Consider the following 20,638-nt stretch of genomic DNA (forward strand, 5'->3'; position numbering starts at 1 on the left):
AGGTATTGACCGGCCGGCGCCCCTTAGGCATCATATCCAGAGGGCAAGCGTACCGGCTGCGACTCCAGACCCAATGACCGCTCCTGCGAGGACATCAGATGGATAATGCAGCCCGAGGTAGATCCGGGAGAAGCCGACTGTGCAGGCCAGAGGAAGCAGGACCGCAGTCAGGACAGGAAAGGCTATCATATAAGGAACCGTTGAGGCGAAGATAGCGGTCGTATGGCCTGAAGGAAAAGAATGATCCTTAAGCGGATTGCGGAACGTATTGGTGTCCGGCAGGGCCAGATAGGGCCGCAGGCGCGGGTAGAGCTTTTTGGCGATAGCGACGGGCACATGGCTTATCGCCAGCGCGGCCAGTGCCTGAAGTCCTGTAGTTCTCCATGGCTGCGGGCACACTGCCCAGACCAAGAGATTGATGCCGATCGCGCTTGTTGCACCTCCGAGATGAGTGAGGTAGAAGAGCCAGAAGTTCAGAAACGGATTGTGCATCCGTCCGTTAATCCATTGAAACACCCGCTGCTCCAGGAGATGCAGTTTCTTGAATAAAGGTCTCATATCATGTCCCTCCGATAGTCCGGCTAAAAGAGTTCTGGCGCAGCTTAAGCAGCAGATTTCACGGCCTGAAGCTGTCTTTATCATACTTTTTTAAGGTAGCCCGTTCAAGAAAAAGCTCGGGTCCGCTCGAAAAATGTCTCTTTTGACTTGTGAGCCCCAAAGCGACTACAATGATTCAAGCAGGAAGATCGCGTTTATAAGGTAACAGAGAAATAAGGAGCCAGCCAGTACACTGGAATCCATATTCATATCTTGTGAAACGGGACATAACACAATTCGGAATCCTGCCCGGAACTAAGGGGAAATTCTTGTCTACAGTAAGGGATGCAACAAAAGGGTCAGATAGAACGTTAGCAAGTTAGAGAGAGAGAAAGAGAAAAAACATCAAGATTTGGAAAAAGGGGGCATCTAAAGATCATGACAGACGCATTGTTTGTTACGCTCCAAGTGATCTTGGCGGCAATCGCAGTTTATCAGTTTGCATTTTCGCTGTTTGGACTGCGCAAGAAGAAGAACAAGGTTAGGCATGCGCCGCAAAAGTCATTTGCCGTACTGGTCGCCGCACACAACGAGGAAGAAGTGGTTGGCGCTCTGATGGAGAACCTGAAGCAGCTTAATTATCCCCAGGAACTGTACGATGTATTTGTCATCTGTGACAACTGTACGGATAATACCGCTGCGATCGTGCGGGAGCACGGCATGAATGCCTGTGTACGTACCAACAGCAACCTGCGCGGTAAAGGCTATGCCATCGAGTGGATGCTGAAGGAGCTGTGGGCGCTGCCCCGCCAGTACGACGCTGTAGTCATGTTCGATGCCGACAACCTCGCACATACAGAGTTCCTGACAGAGATGAACAACGATCTGTGTTCAGGCGGACGGGTCATTCAAGGCTACATTGATACGAAGAACCCGGAGGATTCCTGGATCACGGCTGCTTACGGCGTATCCTACTGGTACATCAACCGGCTGTGGCAGCTGTCGCGCCATAATCTGAAGATGGCCAACTTCCTCGGCGGTACAGGCATGTGCTTCGAGACGAACCTGCTGAAGGAAATGGGCTGGGGGGCAACCAGTCTGGTTGAGGATTTGGAATTCACCATGCGCAGCGCCTCCAAGGGCGTATATCCAAGATTTAATTATGATGCCAAAGTATTCGATGAGAAGCCGCTTACCTTCAAGGCTTCCTCCAGACAGCGTCTGCGCTGGATGCAGGGTCATTTCACCGTAGCCCGCCGTTACTTCTTCCCGCTGCTGTGGCAGGGGATCAAGGAACGCAGCCTGACGAAGTTCGACCTGGCACTGTATGGAGCGAACGTATACATTGTGTTGCTTACGTTCCTGATGACTGCCGTAATGTTTGTGGATAATGCTGTGTTTGGCGGTCCGCATATTGCGAATATTTACGGACATCTGCCGCTGTGGCTCGGGTACTTTGCCGTAGGGGCGAACATTCTGACCTTCCTGCTGGCCATGGCCCTGGAGCGGGTGAAGTTCAAGAAGGTCTATCTGTACCTGCTGGTGTTCCCGGTCTATCTGCTCTCGTGGTATCCCATCACGTTCTATGCGTTCTTCACGCAGAACAACAAGCAGTGGAGTCATACCAAGCATACGCGCGTAGTCCGGCTGGAGGAAGTGCAGAGCAAGCAGGTTTCATAATCCGCACTGTAAATTAATAATTTCAGAGGATGTTGACATCTTCAGTCTGATGATGTATAGTATTCAAGTGTGCAAAACATAGGGATTGCAAGCAGAAGCACCGGCTTCTCACCTGACAGGCTAACAGCCTGCTGGTTTTGATCTCAATGCTTTATGAATGGTTACAATTCATGAACGTTGATCAAACGGGGTGTCGGGGAATTACCGGCATCCCTTTTTTATGGAGAACCGTAATATATTATCTGAAAATTATTCGGAGGTGAAGGATTATCAGTAAGGAACATATGATCAATGATGAAATTCGTGCCAAAGAGGTTCGGCTGGTCGGAGCAGAGGGTGAACAAATCGGGATCAAGCCGATCCGCGAGGCGTTACAAATGGCGATCGATCTTAATCTGGATTTAGTCAACGTAGCACCGCAGGCGAAGCCGCCGGTATGCCGCATCATGGATTACGGCAAGTTCCGTTATGAAACGCAGAAGAAAGAGAAGGAAGCCCGCAAGAACCAGAAGATCGTGGATCTCAAGGAAGTCTGGTTCCGTGCAAACATTGAGGAACATGATTATCAGACCAAGTTCCGCAATGTAATCAAGTTCCTGGGCGAAGGCGATAAAGTGAAGTGCTCCGTCCGTTTCCGCGGCCGTGAGATTACCCACGCTAGTATCGGCCAGAAGATCCTGGAGCGCGTGAAGAGCGAAGTAGAAGAGCTTGCTGTTGTAGAGCGCCAGCCTAAGCTGGAAGGCCGCAGCATGATTATGATTCTGGCTCCGAAGCCCCAATAATCCTGGAGTCACTTGCATAGCAATTTGGCGCCGCATAATATTCAAGGAGGAAACACCATGCCTAAAATGAAAACACATAGCAGCCTGAAAGGCCGCTTCAAGATCACTGGAACTGGTAAAGTATTGCGTTACAAAGCTCACAAGAACCACTTGCTGTCCCACAAATCGAAACGTGCAAAACGCGTATTGAACGGCAATCCGGTAATGGCCCCTGGGGATGTAAGACGTTTGAAACAAGGACTCGCTAACTTGAAATAGTTAATCACACATTTTTGGGAGGTTTATTAATATGGCAAGAGTTAAAGGCGGATTTGTAGTTCGTCGTAGACATAAAAAAGTATTGAAGCTGGCAAAGGGTTACTTCGGTTCCAAGCACCGCATTTTCAAAACAGCTAAAGAGCAAGTAATGAAATCGATGGTTTACGCATACCGTGACCGTCGTCAGACGAAACGTAACTTCCGCAGACTGTGGATCGTTCGTATCAATGCTGCAGCCCGTTTGAACGGTCTGTCTTACAGCAAGCTTGTATACGGCCTGAAATTGGCTGGTGTAGAAGTGAACCGTAAGATGCTGGCTGATCTGGCAGTGAATGATCTGAACGCCTTCAACTCCCTGGCTGTTGTTGCCAAAGAGAAGATCAACGCGTAAGACGCTATAAACCGAAAAGCACCGCCTGCGGGTTCTCCCGTGTGACGGTGCTTTTTTGCGCGGTGGGAACCGCCGGATGGACAGCTATTCCCAGTATTTCGTTGTGCTAAGCAGCGAAGCGAGTTTCTTGCTGCTGGAGCGTCTCAGCTTGCGCAGCGCAGACCGCTCGTCAGCAGACTGGCAGATCAGCTTCTCTTCGTCGGTCTGGGCCACGATGGCCGGAACAGGGGCTGTAGTGCCGTCTTCATTCATAGCTACGAAGGTCAGGAAGGAAGTTGCGGCAACGGCGCGTTCGCCTGTGTAGAGATTCTCGGAGATAATCTTGACGAATACCTCAATGCTGGTGCGGCCCGTCCAGGAGACAAAGGATTCGAAGCAGACGGAGTCCGTCGGCCGGATCGGCAGGAGGAAGTCGACAGAGTCAGCGGATGCCGTTACTACATTGACCCGGCAGTGGCGCATGGCCGAGATGGAGGCCACTTCATCGATGGTGCTCATGAGCTTGCCGCCGAACAGTGTCTTGTGATTGTTCACATCATTCGGGAAGACGCGGCCGGTTTTGAATACGCGGGATTCATGACAGTATTTGAAGTCGGGTGCAGCTTGTGGTGTGTGTTCTTGTTCCATTTTCAGTAACTCCCTTTGCGTACAAGATGTAATCATACATGATAATAGAAAAGCCTTCCCTGTGCAATAATAATGTTAATGCACTTGGAGCCATAAGCTACATTTTGAGGTTTTCTAACATACAACGGACACAGAAATAACAGCCCGTGTCAAGGTAAGCGATTTCTTGTTGAAAAATGCAAATTATTATTGACCTGAGGTCATTAATAGACTGGATTTTAGCTTTTTTTGCAGGTATAATTTGTACTAATGGTATGTCCAAAGCAGAACACAGAAGACATCCAATTTACTAAGGGGGATCACTTTCGATGAAGAAGTTTTACCAACTATCTTTGGTTATGGTTATGGCCTTCACTGTCATTCTGGCAGGTTGCGGTAACAATAACAGCGCTAATTCCGGCTCCAATGCTGGAACAGCAACTACTGCACCAACAGACGCAGCTGCAACAGAAGCACCAGCAGCAACTGACGCTCCTAAGGCTGTCAAACTGGGTCTAGTAACTGACGTAGGCGGAGTAAACGATAAGTCCTTTAACCAGTCTTCCTGGGAAGCACTGGAGGCTATGGAGAAGGAATTCGGCGCTGAGATCAAATACCTGCAGAGTAAATCCAATGCAGACTATGAGCCTAACCTTAACCAGTTCGTTAAAGGCGGTTATGACCTCACTTGGGGAATTGGCTTCGACCTTGGCGATGCTGTACTGAAGGTTGCCAAAGAGAACCCGAATGCTAACCTTGCGATCATCGACAGTGTAGTGGACGCTCCTAACGTTGAATCTGTAACCTTTGCCGAGAATGAAGGCTCCTTCCTGGTGGGTGTTGTTGCTGGTATGACAACCAAAACCAACAAAGTAGGTTTCATCGGCGGTATGGAAAGCCCGGTTATCAAACGTTTCGAAGTGGGCTTCAAAGCCGGCGTAGAAGCGGTTAACCCTAATGCAAAAGTAACTATCACTTATGCAGGTGCTTATGACAAGCCTGATACCGGTAAATCTTTGGCTGCAACGCTGTATGATGCCGGCAACGACATTATTTTCCCTGCTGCAGGCGCAACAGGCAACGGCGTATTTAACGAAGCGAAATCCCGCAACAAAGCCGGCGGCAGCAAAGTATGGGTTATCGGCGTTGACAAAGACCAGTCCCTGGAATTTGGCGATGATGTAACGCTGACTTCCATGATCAAACGTGTTGACGAAGCGGTTAAGAAGGTTTCCCAGCAGGTTGTTGACGGTACCTTCAAAGGCGGTACTACAACTGTTCTTAGTCTGAAAGACAACGGTGTAGGCCTTCCTGAAACATCCAAAGCTAACGTTACTGCCGATATTCTGGCTAAGGTTGACGAATACAGCAAACAAATCATTGATGGAACAATCGTTGTTCCTTCCGAGTAATTCATTGCTTCAGCTTAACCCGATTTAACATAACGACGAAGCAGGGCCGGTTCAAACACTGGCCTTGTTCTCTGTCAGCATCTGTTATAGACAATCACAACTGTACCGTCCTTGTGTGGGGCGGTACAGCCGTGTCTAAAAGGCAATATTATATATATTCTGTGATGAGGGTGATTCCATGAGTGCTGCGGCTCCTGTCGTAGAGTTGAAGCAAATCACAAAACGCTTTCCCGGTATCGTTGCGAACGACTCCATTAGTCTGACGCTGGAAAAAGGGGAGATCCATGCGCTGCTTGGTGAGAACGGGGCAGGCAAATCAACCTTGATGAATATCGTATTCGGACTGTACCAGCCCGATGAAGGCAGCATCGAAATCGACGGGAAACCGGTTATTATTGATAACCCCAATAAAGCTATTGAGCTTGGCATTGGTATGGTTCACCAGCATTTCAAGCTTGTTGATCCTTTTACGGTCACCGAGAACATTGTTCTGGGCATGGAGCCGAAGAAAGGTCTTAAAATTGACTATAAATCCGCTGCGGAGCAGGTTCGTAAGCTATCTGAGCAGTACGGGCTCCAAGTCAATCCAAATGCCAAAATTCATGACATTTCGGTAGGCATGCAGCAAAGGGTAGAAATTATGAAAACCCTGTACCGCGGAGCGGATATACTTATATTCGATGAGCCTACCGCTGTACTAACGCCGCAGGAAATTACGGAACTGATGGCGATTATGAAGCGGCTCGTTGCAGAAGGTAAATCCATTATTCTGATCACACATAAGCTGAAAGAAATCATGCAGATTTCCGACCGTGTCACCATTATCCGGCGCGGTAAGGTGATTGATACGGTGAAGACCACCGAGACCAATCCTAACGAGCTTGCTGAGAAGATGGTCGGACGCGGAGTAACCTTCAAAGTGGACAAGCAGCCGCCGCATATTGGCGAGAGCATCCTGAAGCTGTCTAATGTCAGCAGCAAAAGCAAGGATGGCGTGCCTGTGCTGAATGGCCTGAGCTTCGAAGTTAAGGCGGGGGAGATTCTCGGAATCGCCGGAGTGGACGGTAACGGCCAGAGTGAGCTGATTCAGGCCATTACCGGGCTGCGCAAGATTGACTCAGGTTCGATCCAGGTCTCCGGTAAGGAGATTGGCAATCTGTCACCGCGCAAGGTATCTGAAATGAATGTCTCCCATATTCCGGAGGACCGTCACAAGCATGGTCTGGTGCTGGACTTCACCGTGAGCGAGAACATGGTTCTGGAGACGTATTATAAGAGTCCATATAACCAGAAAGGGTTCTTGAACACAGATGTGATTAACAAGCATGCCGAAGATCTGGTAAGACAATTCGATGTGCGCACACCTTCCATAGAGAATAAAGCCCGCTCCTTATCCGGCGGTAATCAACAAAAAGCGATTATTGCGCGGGAAATAGACAAGAATCCGACTCTTCTGATTGCCGCTCAGCCAACGCGCGGTTTGGATGTCGGAGCCATTGAATTTGTGCAGAAGCAGCTGATTGCGCAGCGTGACCAAGGCAAGGCTGTACTGCTGATTTCATTTGAGCTGGATGAAATTATGAATGTGTCCGACCGGATTGCCGTTATTTATGAAGGACAGATTGTCGGAGAGGTATTCCCGCAGGATACGAATGACCAGGAGCTGGGTCTGATGATGGCGGGCAGTTTGAAGCGGGGAGGTCATGCGGATGTCTAGACTCCGGAAAATATTCGCAACAGACAGCTACATAATTCCTCTTGTAGCAATTCTGATGGGTTTCCTTGTAGGTGCTATCGTCATGCTGATTGGCGGTTATGATCCTATTGCGGCTTACTCTGCGCTGTTCAAGCGCGTGTTCGGCAGCCCGTATGATTTCGGTGAGGCGATCCGCGAGATGACTCCGCTTATGCTGACGGGTCTGGCTGTAGCCTTTGCCTTCCGCTCAGGGATGTTCAACATTGGTGCGGACGGGCAGGTCATGATCGGGATGACGGCTGCATCTGTTGTCGGCATTAAGCTTGGCGGGGTATTGCCCGGCTTCCTGTTAGTTCCGCTTGCGGTCATTGCAGCTGCTGTATGCGGCGGACTATGGGCCGGTATTGCCGGATATCTGAAGGCCAAGCGCGGTATTAATGAAGTTATCACAACGATCATGTTGAACTGGATTGCGCTCTTCCTGTCGAATTATATTGTCCGGACGTTCCTGCTTCTGCAAGGGCAGAACCGGTCGGAGGATAATCCGGCTTCTCTATCCATGACCTTCCTCTTCTCCACCTTTGATAATGCCCGCTTGCACTGGGGAACCGTGATTGCTCTGGCGGCAGCAACTTTCTTCTATGTCTATCTCTGGAAGACCAAGCAGGGCTACGAAATGCGTGCAGTAGGCTTGAACCCGCATGCTGCCGAATATGCAGGAATGAATGTCGGACGCAATGTGGTGAAGGCAATGTTCATCAGCGGCGTGTTCGCAGGTCTCGCAGGCGCTGGTGAAGTACTGGGTGTATTCCATTATCAATCCGTATTTGCAGCTTCACCTGGTTATGGATTTGACGGTATCGCTGTTGCCCTGCTTGGACTGACCCATCCGCTGGGTGTCATTCTCGCTGCTATTCTATATGGCACGCTGACGTACGGTTCGGCAGGCATGAGCTTCGGTGCGGATGTGCCTCCGGAGCTGATCCGTATTGTAATCGGTTCGATCATATTCTTCATTGCTGCGCAAGGCATTGTACGCTGGGTGCTCAAACCGTTTTACTTCAAGCGCAAGAAAGAGAAGGTGTTATAGATGGACTTCGTAGTCTTAGGCCAACTGCTCAATACGACGCTTGTTTTTTCCACAGCGCTAATATTTGCCTCCCTCGGCGGCATCTTCTCTGAACGATCCGGTGTCGTGAACATCGGACTTGAAGGCTTAATGATGTTTGGCGCCTTTGCAGCTGCAGTAGGTGGCTACTATGCTCAAGATGCAGGCATGGGCGAATGGGCACCTTGGGTCGGGGTGCTTTGTGCCATGGCTGTCGGAGTAATCGGTTCACTGATCCATGCTGTGGCTGCGATTACCTTCAAGGCTGACCAGACGATAAGCGGTACGGTTATTAACTTCCTGGCCGCAGGCAGCACATTGTACATGGTTAAGTTGTTCTTCGAAGGATCAGGCGAAACTCCGCTGATCGACGGATTCAGCAAAGTGGCGATTCCCGGGCTCTCTAAGATTCCGGTTATCGGCGAGGGGATATTTAACTCCTATCCAACCACTTATCTGGCGATTATCTTAGTCATTGTCATTTATTTCATCCTGTTCAAAACTCCGTTTGGACTCCGTCTGCGCGCAGTCGGTGAACATCCGAGTGCGGCTGATACCCTGGGTGTCAATGTCAACAAGATGAGATATATCGGTGTCATGCTGAGCGGACTGCTGGCGGGTATCGGCGGAGCCACCATTACCTTGACTACTACAGGTACGTTTGCGCACAATACGATCTCGGGACAAGGCTTTATTGCCATTGCTGCGATGATCTTCGGGAAGTGGAATCCGCTTGGTGCCTTCGGTGCTGCGGTATTCTTCGGCTTCTCCCAGGCGATCCGCAACTATGTCCAGCTGTTTGAATGGTCCAAGAGCATTCCGCAGGAATTCATCTTCATGATTCCTTATGTGTTAACCATTATCGTTCTGGTGAGTGCTGTGGGCCGTTCCTCGGCACCTAAGGCGCTTGGTGAACCTTACGATCCGAGCAAACGCTAAGGCTATCGGTATACCAATTCCAGAGCTTAACAGAACAGAGCGCATTTCCGGATTTCCGGGAATGCGCTTTTTTGATAGATAAGAATTTATATGTTTTGGGGTCCCCGCAAAGCACCTGAGTCATCGTCGAAGCTAAAGTCCCACTTTGTGGGGGGATTTTGTAATCATTGCAGGCAGCAGCTGCGAATACTTTCAGCCCGGAGGCGGGCAGATGTACAGGCAAATACCGGGTGAGGCGAATAGAGTGTTAAGAAACAACTACAGGAGGGATATTATGGCACACCCGGTTACGAAGCAACAAGTGATCAAGCTGATAGGCAAACATATCGTGGCGGTAAAAAAAGACGGGTCCAAAGTGACGGGCAAACTGATCCGCATCTCAGGAAACCGGTTGATTCTGCAGCGTATCAGTGGTAAAAAAGTACAAACCAAGGCACTGATTCCGCTCGTATTGTTTGATTTGCTGGCCATTGGTACGGCTCCTTACGGTTATGGCGGAGGCTACGGGTATGGCGGTGCTCCTTACGGGGGCGGTTATGGTTATGGCCATGGTCCAGTTCCCGGCCCTTATGGCGGCTACGGCCCAGGTCCTGGTTATGGAATTCCGCCGATCGGATTCTTTTAAGCCATATAACTTGCTGCTTTATCAGCGGAACTGTTTCTCAAGCTCATAGCAGTAGTTTTGCGGTTGATAACGGGCTACGCTGTAGCCCAGTTTTTCATAAAAGTTCAGACCGGCAGTATTTCCGGTATCTACAGAGACCTTTGCTCTGTGGCATGCACGGGATAGTGCAAACCGCTCCGCCCTGTCCATAAGCATATTTCCGTATCGCTTACGCCTTGCATCCGGGGCAATGGCGAGCATATCAATGTATAATAAATCGCCATGCAGCAGAAAATGCACGAACCCCAGCGGATCACTGTCGTAGTCGGGACAAGCAACAAGTGTGACTCCCTGTCCCAGGCGGCGGGGCAGATCCTTCCTGACCTGATTAATGATTGTCTGCGGAAGATGGGATAACGGGACAAGCTGCTTTTCAATTAAGTCATAAATAATCGTGTCATCCTGCCTGGGTCTGCGGTAACGAATCATAAATATTGCCCCCTTTCCACGCATTGTCGTACATCATATGCCCCGGGCGGTGTGGGCGTTCCGGCAAGAATAGAACAAGATTTTATGAACAATTTAATGTATAACCCGCAGATGGGTATTGACTAACCGTGTGAGGAATCATATAATGTGTCTAAACATTTAACGAGCATACATGTATCGGCAATGATGAGGACGAAGTTTTAAGGGCTCTTTTGTTCAGAGAGTGAGAGGAATTGCTGCAACCTCCACCAGAATCCCTTATATACGAGCTCACCTCGGAGCTGTTTCCCTGAAAGGTCCACCAGCAGGAGCGGTGGAATTATTAGGGGGAATCGTTTGGTCCGCGTTAGGGACTTCAGGTTACGAAGATTTGGGCCCTGCCTACATCGATGGATTTTTGTATACCTGATAAGGCATATCATCGTGAGATGTTATGCAAACATGGGTGGTACCACGGAAGCTAAACCTTTCGTCCCTCACGCGCTTCTTCTGCGCGTGGGAGGCGAAAGGTTTTTTTGTTGAAACAGGAAAGATTTAAGCCTGTTCGCTAATATTAAAGGTTGGATACTGACGTCCTGTCATTTGAATAATGCATGTGAACGATCGAAGGGAGGAATACTGATGAGCGCGCAATTACCGGAAGAAGTGCGGTCGATAGAGCAGTTACGTGAGAAATGGAAAAATCCAGAGGTGGTTTCGGGTTCCGAAGTCCTCCTGCGCAGTCTTGTACTGGAAGGTGTAGATACTGTATTTGGATATCCCGGCGGGGCTGTACTCTATATATATGATGCTCTTTATGGATTCGACGATTTCAATCATATTCTGACACGCCATGAGCAGGGAGCGATCCATGCGGCTGACGGGTACGCAAGAGCGAGCGGTAAAGTGGGCGTATGTATTGCCACTTCAGGCCCCGGGGCAACCAATCTGGTAACCGGAATCGCTACAGCTTTTATGGATTCGGTTCCGCTGGTGGTCATTACCGGTAACGTATTCTCCAGCCTGATTGGCACAGATGCTTTTCAGGAAGCGGATATTACCGGGATAACGATGCCGATTACGAAGCACAGCTATCTGGTGCGGGATGTTGAGGATCTGCCGCGAATTATTCATGAAGCCTTCCATATTGCGAATACGGGACGTAAAGGTCCGGTACTGATCGATATTCCGAAGGATGTATCGGCGGCGATGACATTGTTCACTCCGGCAGAACACCAGGGAGTTAACCTTCGCGGCTACAATCCGCGCACGGTTCCCAATAAGCTGCAGCTCGATAAGCTGGTGAAGGCTATTGAGGCGGCGGAGCGTCCTATTATTATTGCAGGCGGCGGAGTCATCTACTCTGGAGCGCATGAGTCCATGTATGAATTCGTGAAGCGCACGGAGATTCCAATTACTACTACATTGCTGGGACTGGGGTGTTACCCGAGCGGCGAAGAGTTGTGGATGGGAATGCCGGGAATGCACGGCACATACACGGCCAATAACGCCATTCAGCAATGTGATCTGCTGATTAACATCGGTGCCCGGTTCGATGACCGCGTAACCGGCAAGCTGGACGGCTTCGCTCCCAAAGCGAAGATCGTGCATATCGATATTGATCCGGCCGAGATCGGCAAGAATGTAGCAACTGATATTCCGATTGTGGGCGATGTTAAGACGGTTCTGGAAATGCTGATCCCGGATGTGAAGCGTGCCTCGAAGGCTGACGCCTGGAGAACACAGATTGCCCAGTGGAAGCTGGACCAGCCGTACCGGTACAAGGATTCGGAGACGGAGCTGAAGCCGCAGTGGGTCATCCAGATGATCAATGACACCACCAAAGGTGAAGCTATTGTGACGACTGACGTAGGCCAGCATCAGATGTGGGCTGCTCAATATTACAAGTTCAACCATCCGCGTTCATGGATTACTTCGGGGGGCCTTGGAACAATGGGCTTCGGATTCCCGTCAGCGATCGGGGCACAAATGGCCCATCCGCAGCGGCTCGTAGTCTCCATTAATGGTGACGGCGGCATGCAGATGTGTTCCCAGGAGCTTGCGATCTGTGCGATCAATAAGATTCCGGTCAAGATCGTTGTGATTAACAATCAGGTACTCGGAATGGTCCGTCAGTGGCAGAACCTGATCTATGAGAAGCGTTACAGCTATACCGATCTGGCGGGCAGCCCGGACTTTGTGAAGCTGGCTGAGGCTTACGGTGTGAAGGGCCTGCGGGCAACGAACAAGGAAGAAGCCAGCGCCGCCTGGAAAGAAGCCATGGAAACACCTGGACCTGTCCTGGTAGAATTCGTTGTCCCCAAAGACGAGAATGTCTACCCGATGGTAACCCAAGGGTCTACCATTGATCAAATGCTGATGGGGGATGAATAACAGTGATGAGACATACGATTGCTGTGCTTGTGAATGACCAGCCTGGAGTGCTGCAGCGGGTATCCGGATTATTCGGCCGCCGGGGGTTCAATATTGAGAGTATTACTGTTGGGCAATCCGAAGAGGTCGGATTGTCCCGGATGGTCATTGTAACGTTAGGTGATCAGCATACTCTGGAGCAGATTGAGAAGCAGCTCTACAAGCTGATTGATGTAATTAAGGTAGTTGATCTGGGTTCAAAGCCTATGGTTGCCCGTGAGCTGGCGCTCATTAAGGTCAAGGCTGAGCCCTCTGAGCGGCCTGAGATTATGGGCGTAGTCGAGACCTTCCGTGCCTCGGTAGTAGATATCGGTACGGCAAGCCTGCTGGTGCAGGTAGTCGGAGAAACCACCAAAATTGATGCAATGATTGAGCTGCTTAAGCCTTATGGTATTAAGGAGCTGTCCCGGACAGGAGTAACGGCAATGATCCGCGGGAATGCCTAATCGTCACATTTTACAGCTTTAACGAATTGCTGCTTGCGTGCATTAATTTAATTAAGACATTAATTTAATTAAGATTAGGACAGACTTTGCCCGCTAAAGAGCGGGGGCTTGAGGAGCACGCTATAATAGAGTAAGCCTAACAGGAGTGTGCTCTTGAAGCACCCGCTCTTTACGATGGGTCCCAAATTAAAGGAGGATTTTGACAATGGCAGTTACAACGTACTATGAACAGGATGCAGAGCTTAGCGTATTGAAGGGAAAGACAATTGCAGTAATCGGGTACGGTAGCCAAGGACATGCCCAGGCACAGAACCTGCGTGACAGTGGTCTTCAGGTGGTTATCGGTCTGCGTGAAGGTAAATCTTTTGAAACTGCCAAGAATGACGGCTTTGAAGTATTGTCTGTAGCAGAAGCAGTATCCCGTGCAGATGTGGTGCAAATCCTCATGCCGGACGAAACTCAGGCATCTGTATATAAGAATGATATCGAACCGAACCTCAAGAATGGCGCGGCTCTGATGTTCTCCCACGGTTTCAACGTGCATTTTGGACAAATCGTAGCTCCTAAGGATGCGGATGTGCTGTTGGTAGCTCCTAAATCTCCTGGACACATGGTTCGCCGCACTTATGTTGAAGGCTTCGGCGTTCCCGGCCTGATCGCTATTGAACAGGATGCAACCGGCAATGCCAAGGCTATTGGTCTGGCGTATGCCAAAGGCATCGGCTGTACCCGTGCCGGAGTCATCGAAACCTCCTTCCGTGAAGAGACAGAAACGGATCTGTTCGGTGAACAGGCTGTTCTCTGCGGCGGTGTGTCCGAACTGATTAAGGCTGGTTTCGAGACATTGACTGAAGCCGGATATGCGCCTGAGATGGCTTACTTCGAGTGCTTGCATGAGCTGAAGTTGATCGTTGACATGGTATATGAAGGCGGATTGTCCAGCATGCGCGATTCCATCAGTAACACAGCGGAATACGGTGACTATGTAACTGGACCACGCATCATCACTGCTGAGACTAAGAAAGCTATGAAAGAAGTACTGTCTGATATTCAACAGGGTAAATTCGCCCGCGACTTTATCCTTGAGAACCAATCCGGCCGTGCCTTCCTGACCGCTACCCGCCGCAATGAAGCCGCTCATCCGGTAGAAGTGGTTGGCAGCCAGCTGCGTGAAATGATGCACTGGATTAAGAAATAAAATCATATACTTCAGAATACAAGTAACCATAGTGTGATTCTCAGATGCGGCCGTAATTTTGCGGGCCGCATTTGAGGGTTTATGGACAATCTTCAGGAGGTGCTCAGCATGCGGAAAATTCATGTGTTCGACACGACACTGCGTGACGGGGAGCAGTCGCCGGGTGTGAACCTCAATACACGTGAGAAGGTAGAAATCGCTTACCAGCTGGAGAAGCTGGGAATTGACCGGATGGAGGCAGGCTTTCCAGCCGCTTCGCCAGGAGATCTGGCTGCGGTGAACGCAGTGGCCAGAGCGGTCAAGAACGTCACCGTAATCGGTCTGTCCCGTTCCAGAGAGAGCGATATTGATGCGGTCAAGGAAGCGCTGCAGGGGGCACAGGACCCATGCATTCATATTTTCCTGGCTACATCGCCGATACACCGTCAGCATAAGCTGCGCATGGAGAAGTCACAAGTGCTGGAAACGGCACAATCGGCGATCCGCTATGCCAAGAAGTATTTTCCCAAGCTGGAATTCTCCCTGGAGGACGCCGGCCGTACCGAGCGTGATTTCATGGCTGAAATGGTATCCATGGCGATCCGCGAGGGTGCGAATGTGGTGAATATTCCGGATACGGTCGGTTACCTGAATCCGGCGGAATACGGTGCCATCTTCAAATTCCTGAAGGATACGGTGCCGGATATCGAGCGGGTACAGCTTAGCGCCCATTGTCATAATGATCTGGGGATGGCTACTGCCAATACGCTGGCTGCCATTCAGAATGGCGCAGACCAGATTGAGGGTACAATCAACGGGATCGGGGAACGTGCCGGCAATACAGCGATTGAAGAGGTGGCTCTGGCGCTTGAGACCCGCAGTGAGTATTTCGGCGCGAAGACCTCTCTGGTCCTATCCGAAATCTCCCGTACCAGCCGCCTCGTCAGTAAGCTGACAGGGATGGTTGTGCCGGGGAACAAGGCGATTGTCGGCGCGAATGCCTTCGCCCATGAATCCGGGATTCATCAGGATGGCATGCTGAAGGAGAAGACGACCTACGAGATTATGACACCGGAAACCATCGGCCTCAAAGAAAGCAAGCTGGTGCTCGGCAAGCATTCGGGCCGTCACGCTTTCCGCGATAAGCTGAGTGATCTGGGCTATGACATCTCTGAGGAAGAGGTCAATGCCGCTTTTGCCAAGTTCAAGGATCTCGCAGATAAGAAAAAAGAAGTCTCAGACGAGGATATCCTTGCGCTTCTGGAAGAGAAGCTGATCGATACGCCGGAGACCTTCAGCCTGCAGACGATCTATGTTACGTATGGCAATGAGGCTACTCCAACCGCCAAGGTGATTATTCATGGCCAGGACCCGCAGCCGATTGTGGCGGTTGCCGAAGGCAACGGATCGGTAGATGCGATCTACAATGCCATTGACCAGGCTACAGGAGAAGAAGTCACACTTGGTGATTATTCGATCAAAGCCGTCAGCAGAGGGAAGGATGCTCAGGGTGAGGTGCATGTCGTGCTCTCCCAAGGCGAGGTGGCTGCACAGGGCCGCGGACTTAGCACCGATATTCTGGAAGCAAGTGCCAGAGCCTATCTGGATGCACTGAACAAGTTGATTGAGAAGCGCAAGACCTACACCAAGCGGGAGCATGCCAATCTATAATTTAACTATTTAAAAGAAGCTTCACCGGACCAGTTCATTTTGTCCGGGGAGGCTTCTTTTTTTTGTTCAATAATCTGCTGAAATTTTTTTGACGCTGAGCATTCCGGGGTAGAATCCAGCTGAAGGGGATTTGAAACAAGTTTTAAATGAAAAGAATGAACAAGATGAGTCGGAAAAATGAAAAATAGTTCATAATCCAGAGTGGATTCCACATTATCAGCGTTTGAAACCACTTTTTTGTCGATAAAAATATTTTATTTTTAAGTTATCTATGATTTATCTCATAATCTGTTCAGAAATTGTTCAGAGGCGGCAAGTAAAGTTACGGAAGTACAGTAAAAGAGAAATCGAAGGCCCACATACATACTAGTGACAGGGGGACGATCGGAAAGAAGCAGGCCGGAACGGGTAATTGCGACGCTGGAACAATCATTTTGCAGAAAGAGAGAGAGGTTATAATTACATGAAGAAAAAGACGATAGGCGCCTGGTTGGTTGTTGTAATGCTGATTACACAGTTTGCCAACGGTTTCGGGTTCATGACGAAGGTTAAGGCGGATGGGACGGAGATAACGGCCCCGCTGATTACGAGTGTATCACTTGCAGTGTATAAAGATACTAATTATACGGAGACAGTTACAGGAAATGTGTATCAGTTAGATTCCTACGCTGAACTGAACTATACGTGGGAACTTGAGGACAGTCATGGTTATTCTGCAGGCTCCACGTATAGATTTAATCTTCCTTCACAATTTGAGCTTTTTAACAATTTAGAAGGCCAGCTTGATTTTGAGGGAGAGACTGTTGCAAATTACACTGTAAACAAGGATACAAATGAGGTTGTATTTACTTTCAATGAGTTTATCACTAATTATGACAAAGTAGGGGGAACATTTAAGGTTCAATCCTTGCTTAGCTCTAAAAAAATTACTGGCTCAACGAAGCAAATCCTTGAGTTTCCAGTAAAAGGCGGCTCTCAATTCATTGAGCTTAACTTTAAGCCTAATGTCAGTAAGACGATAGAGAAGAAAGGTTCTCCTCAGCCGTACTACAACCCGAAAAACATCGAATGGACTATTGATGTGAATAAGTCGTTAGATAGTGTGGGGCATGCAGTAGTTACTGATAAATTGCCAGATGGGTTGTCACTTGATCCAAGTTCAATTGTTGTTCATGAGCTTGAAGTGAAAGTTAACGGCGATGTATCGCAAGGCAGTCCTGTCAGCAGCAGTCAATATGTAACAACAGACTCCACAGCGGAGAACTTGAAGCTTAGCTTTGTGAACAGCCCGATTACGAAAGCTTATCGCATTAACTTCTCTACCATAATTAATGCTGCCGGTGCAGACGAAACAGCATATGAGAATACTGCGGTACTTTCCGGTGATGAGGGTTATTCCAAAGAGGCAAAGGCTACTGTCACCGTGGGACGCGGCAAACCTCTGGAGAAGTCCACTACTGGTTATGATAAAGCTACCCAAATAATTTCGTGGGCTATTAATTATAATTACAATGTCAAGACCATTCCAGCGTCTAAGGCTGTATTGAAGGATGCCTTTAACAAATCGCAGGATTTAATCTTAAACTCTGTTAAGGTATACCCGGTTACTATTGATAATAGCGGCAAAGGGGTAAAGGGTGCTGTGATTGATTCCAGTCAATATACAGTGACCAAGACCGATACAACATCATCAAACGGATTTGAATTGAAATTCAATAACGAAATCAATAGCGCATATCGGATTGAATATCAGACTCAAGCAAACGGTCGGGTTTTTGATGATGGTCAAATTACCAACACGGTTACCTATGACGGGGAATCGAAAGAAGCTACTCGTGATGTGAAACAGCAGATTCTGCACAAGACGTACTCCAATGTGGACTACTCCAAAAAAACAGTGCAGTGGACAATTAACATTAATGATGACAGCCAGAAGATGAAAGATCTGGTTGTAACGGATACCTTCAATAATGCGGGACTTAAGCTTGACCGCAGCTCACTAAAAATCACGCCAAAAAGCGGAGGAACACCAACAGTTCACTCAGTAGTCTATAATGAATCTACTCCACCGGCTGCAACTGACGGATTCGTGATCACATTTAATGGAATAATTAATGAACCTTATACAATTACCTATACTACAAGTTTTAATTATGACTGGCTGGATTCAGGCAAAGACAGATTTGTGAATACAGCAGCATTAAAATGGAAAATAGACGGTAGCACCGATTGGCAGAAAAAAGAAGTCTCGGCTGAATTTAATCCGAGAGACGAAGTGAAGAATAACGGCCTGAAATATGGTTCTTATAATGCCACGACCAAGAAAATTTCCTGGACGGTAGGAGCAAACTATAATTTCAAGACGCTGGATGCCGCCGAACTAGTGGATACCATTACAGATGGTCAAATCGTCGATTTGACGTCTGTAAAAGTCAACAAATTGGAGTACAAGGAATCAGGAAACCCTTCTGCTGCTGCCAGTGTGAATGAAGCTGATTACAAGGTCACTCTGGATGGAAATAAACTGAAGGTTACCTTTAACAAAAAGATTGATTATGCATTTTACGTAACCTTTAATACAACATTTGCTAATCAGGCTATAGATTCAGGTTCTGTTAATAATACGGCCGTATTGTATGACGGCCTGGTTAAGCAATCGAAGGATTTAAAAGCCTCCGTAAATATTCCTAACGCCGGAGAATATGTAGTTAAAACTGGAGCGCAGAACGGTAACAAAATCAACTGGACGATTTCTATCAACCGTAACCAGTCGCTTATCAAGGAAGCCGTCCTAACAGATGAACCAAGTGACAATCAGATTCTCTTGTCCAATACTTTCCACCTGTTTAAGACTACAGTTGCAGGAAATGGAGATGTAAAAGAAACAAACGAGGAACTGGTTAGAGATACAGACTATAAGCTGGAAATCACAGCAGACAGTGACGGGAAGGAAAGCTTTAAGCTAAGCTTCCTGAAGGATATTTCGGAAGCATATGTCCTTAAATATCAATCCTTGATTACTGCGGCAAATGATGAAACAGTCTCCAACAAGGTTAGCTTGAACGGCAAAAATGTAAAAGAGATAACTAAGAACGATAGCGAAGTGATCACCGTCAAGCTTTCCAGCGGTTCAGGTACCGGCAGCGGGATTAGAGGCACATTAACCTTAACCAAAATCGAAGAAGGCAAGAGCAGCAATCTCCTCCAGGGAGCAAGCTTTGATCTCTACCGTGTCGTTGGTGAGGATCGGATCTGGATCAAAGATGGAACTACGAATGAACAGGGAATAATCGAATTTACGAAACTGATTGGCGGGAATTACGTTGTAATTGAAACAAAGGCTCCTGAGAATTTTGTACTTGATTCAACGCCGCATGCAGTGAAAATTAATTCAACAACAGGATTTAAACTAGAAGTTAGCAACAAACTGAAGCCTGTACCAGCAACGCCAACACCATCGCCGACAGCAACACCGTCGCCGACAGCAACACCAACAACAGCACCGACAGCAACACCAACAACAGCACCGACAGCAACACCAACAACAGCACCGACAGCAACACCAACTACGGCGCCAACAACAGCACCAACTACGGCGCCAACGACAGCACCAACTACGGCGCCAACGACAGCACCAACTACGGCGCCAACAACAGAACCAACTACGGCGCCAACAACAGAACCAACTACAGCACCAACAACAGAACCAACACCAGCACCAACATCACCGCCGGTGTACTACACACCGACACCTGAACCATCAAGCATTCCTGGAGTTATCGGTACACCAACACCGACACCGTCAGTAACGCCAGCACCAACGGGGACTCCGGCTGCTTCCAGTACGCCAGGAGTAACGGCAACACCACAGGTGACGCCAGCAGCAACACCGGTCCAGCCAGGAACGGTTAGTACTCCAACGCCGCAAGCCACACAGGTCACTACGATTGAGGAAGTGCCTATCGACGGCGAGATCCCGCTGGGAGGTATTCCTAGCATCGGCGAAGAGCCGGCGCATGGTACGGTAACTATTACACCGGATGGCAAATGGACGTATACTCCTGATCCAGGCTACACCGGCAAGGATAAATTCACGATTGTCGTAACAGATGAAGACGGCAATGAGGAAGAGATTACAATTGAAGTTGGAGTCGATGAAGTGCCTAAGGGTACGGTTACACAACCAACTGACAAAGGAAACAACAGCGGACTTCCCGGCAAGCTTCCGCAGACCGGAGAAGAAAGTCCTCTCCCGCTGTATCTGACTGGCGGCGGATTGATTATTCTGGGAGCTGTACTGGCCAGAAGATTTAATGCCCGCAAGAAAATGTAGGAGAATGCACCTTAGCAGGTATTAACCAGCTAATATGGCAGCATACACAAAGACACCCGCAGCAGGCTGCGGGTGTCTTTGCTCTTATAAATATAAA

General features: G+C 48.9%; 17 protein-coding genes and 1 other annotated feature. Of the genes, 14 read left to right on the top strand and 3 right to left on the bottom strand.

Going from position 1 to position 20,638, the window contains the following annotated elements; genetic code table 11:
• Positions 1-30: 30 nt before the first annotated feature.
• Positions 31-558 carry a phosphatase PAP2 family protein gene (locus MKY12_RS05115; RefSeq protein WP_036727657.1) on the bottom strand — a complete coding sequence of 176 codons (528 nt, stop codon included), beginning with the start codon at positions 556-558 and terminating at the stop codon, positions 31-33.
• Positions 559-975: 417 nt separating this feature from the next.
• Here MKY12_RS05115 and MKY12_RS05120 point away from each other — a divergent pair, with 417 nt between their 5' ends.
• The 4 genes from MKY12_RS05120 (at position 976) to rplT (ending at position 3,648) form a co-directional block, all read left to right on the top strand.
• Entirely contained in the window at positions 976-2,217 is a 1,242-nt protein-coding gene (locus MKY12_RS05120) for a glycosyltransferase family 2 protein (protein ID WP_036727659.1), read from the top strand.
• Between the two features lie 83 nt (positions 2,218-2,300).
• Positions 2,301-2,444, top strand: a sequence feature (ribosomal protein L20 leader region).
• Between the two features lie 57 nt (positions 2,445-2,501).
• On the top strand, positions 2,502-2,999 hold the full coding sequence (infC, locus tag MKY12_RS05125) for a translation initiation factor IF-3 (RefSeq protein WP_209879757.1): 498 nt from the start codon (positions 2,502-2,504) through the stop codon (positions 2,997-2,999).
• A 57-nt stretch (positions 3,000-3,056) separates the two neighbouring features.
• On the top strand, positions 3,057-3,257 hold the full coding sequence (gene rpmI / locus MKY12_RS05130; protein WP_036696104.1) for a 50S ribosomal protein L35: 201 nt from the start codon (positions 3,057-3,059) through the stop codon (positions 3,255-3,257).
• 31 nt (positions 3,258-3,288) lie between these two features.
• The gene (gene rplT, locus MKY12_RS05135; protein WP_036649386.1) at positions 3,289-3,648 is read left to right on the top strand and encodes a 50S ribosomal protein L20; all 360 of its coding nucleotides are present in this window, start codon (positions 3,289-3,291) and stop codon (positions 3,646-3,648) included.
• 84 nt (positions 3,649-3,732) lie between these two features.
• On the opposite strand, the gene MKY12_RS05140 is transcribed toward rplT, so the two are convergent.
• Positions 3,733-4,275, bottom strand: coding sequence for an acyl-CoA thioesterase (locus MKY12_RS05140; RefSeq protein WP_036696107.1), 543 nt, complete (start codon positions 4,273-4,275; stop codon positions 3,733-3,735).
• A gap of 308 nt (positions 4,276-4,583) precedes the next feature.
• On the opposite strand from MKY12_RS05140, the gene MKY12_RS05145 reads away from it, so the two are divergent.
• The 5 genes from MKY12_RS05145 (at position 4,584) to MKY12_RS05165 (ending at position 10,034) form a co-directional block, all read left to right on the top strand.
• The gene (locus MKY12_RS05145) at positions 4,584-5,666 is read left to right on the top strand and encodes a BMP family ABC transporter substrate-binding protein (RefSeq protein ID WP_036727661.1); all 1,083 of its coding nucleotides are present in this window, start codon (positions 4,584-4,586) and stop codon (positions 5,664-5,666) included.
• Between the two features lie 178 nt (positions 5,667-5,844).
• Complete coding sequence (locus MKY12_RS05150; protein WP_339313107.1) at positions 5,845-7,383, top strand: ABC transporter ATP-binding protein; 1,539 nt, start codon at positions 5,845-5,847, stop codon at positions 7,381-7,383.
• The gene (locus tag MKY12_RS05155; protein WP_339313108.1) at positions 7,376-8,452 is read left to right on the top strand and encodes an ABC transporter permease; all 1,077 of its coding nucleotides are present in this window, start codon (positions 7,376-7,378) and stop codon (positions 8,450-8,452) included. Before MKY12_RS05150 ends, MKY12_RS05155 begins: the two co-directional genes overlap by 8 nt.
• Complete coding sequence (locus MKY12_RS05160) at positions 8,453-9,409, top strand: ABC transporter permease (RefSeq protein WP_036727665.1); 957 nt, start codon at positions 8,453-8,455, stop codon at positions 9,407-9,409. It abuts the gene before it with no gap.
• A 274-nt stretch (positions 9,410-9,683) separates the two neighbouring features.
• Positions 9,684-10,034 (top strand): hypothetical protein, encoded by a 351-nt coding sequence (locus MKY12_RS05165; protein WP_036727667.1) that lies wholly within the window; start codon positions 9,684-9,686, stop codon positions 10,032-10,034.
• Between the two features lie 21 nt (positions 10,035-10,055).
• Here MKY12_RS05165 and MKY12_RS05170 read toward each other — a convergent pair whose 3' ends face one another.
• The gene (locus tag MKY12_RS05170; protein ID WP_036727669.1) at positions 10,056-10,502 is read right to left on the bottom strand and encodes a GNAT family N-acetyltransferase; all 447 of its coding nucleotides are present in this window, start codon (positions 10,500-10,502) and stop codon (positions 10,056-10,058) included.
• Between the two features lie 621 nt (positions 10,503-11,123).
• Between MKY12_RS05170 and ilvB the strand changes: the two genes are divergently transcribed.
• The 5 genes from ilvB to MKY12_RS05195 all read left to right on the top strand — a co-directional run bounded on the left by ilvB (position 11,124) and on the right by MKY12_RS05195 (position 20,541).
• A complete protein-coding gene (ilvB, locus tag MKY12_RS05175; protein ID WP_036727670.1) occupies positions 11,124-12,875 on the top strand; it encodes a biosynthetic-type acetolactate synthase large subunit in 1,752 nt (583 codons plus the stop codon).
• Between the two features lie 5 nt (positions 12,876-12,880).
• The gene (gene ilvN, locus MKY12_RS05180; RefSeq protein WP_036727931.1) at positions 12,881-13,360 is read left to right on the top strand and encodes an acetolactate synthase small subunit; all 480 of its coding nucleotides are present in this window, start codon (positions 12,881-12,883) and stop codon (positions 13,358-13,360) included.
• Between the two features lie 205 nt (positions 13,361-13,565).
• Positions 13,566-14,558 (top strand): ketol-acid reductoisomerase, encoded by a 993-nt coding sequence (ilvC, locus tag MKY12_RS05185; RefSeq protein WP_036727672.1) that lies wholly within the window; start codon positions 13,566-13,568, stop codon positions 14,556-14,558.
• A gap of 108 nt (positions 14,559-14,666) precedes the next feature.
• Positions 14,667-16,208, top strand: coding sequence for a 2-isopropylmalate synthase (locus MKY12_RS05190; RefSeq protein WP_036727673.1), 1,542 nt, complete (start codon positions 14,667-14,669; stop codon positions 16,206-16,208).
• Between the two features lie 463 nt (positions 16,209-16,671).
• Positions 16,672-20,541: a collagen binding domain-containing protein gene (locus tag MKY12_RS05195; protein ID WP_339313109.1), complete on the top strand. Its 3,870-nt coding sequence runs from the start codon at positions 16,672-16,674 to the stop codon at positions 20,539-20,541.
• Positions 20,542-20,638: the final 97 nt, after the last annotated feature.

The sequence above is a fragment of the Paenibacillus sp. FSL M7-0896 genome, assembly GCF_037975415.1.
Classification (GTDB): domain Bacteria; phylum Bacillota; class Bacilli; order Paenibacillales; family Paenibacillaceae; genus Paenibacillus_AQ; species Paenibacillus_AQ silagei.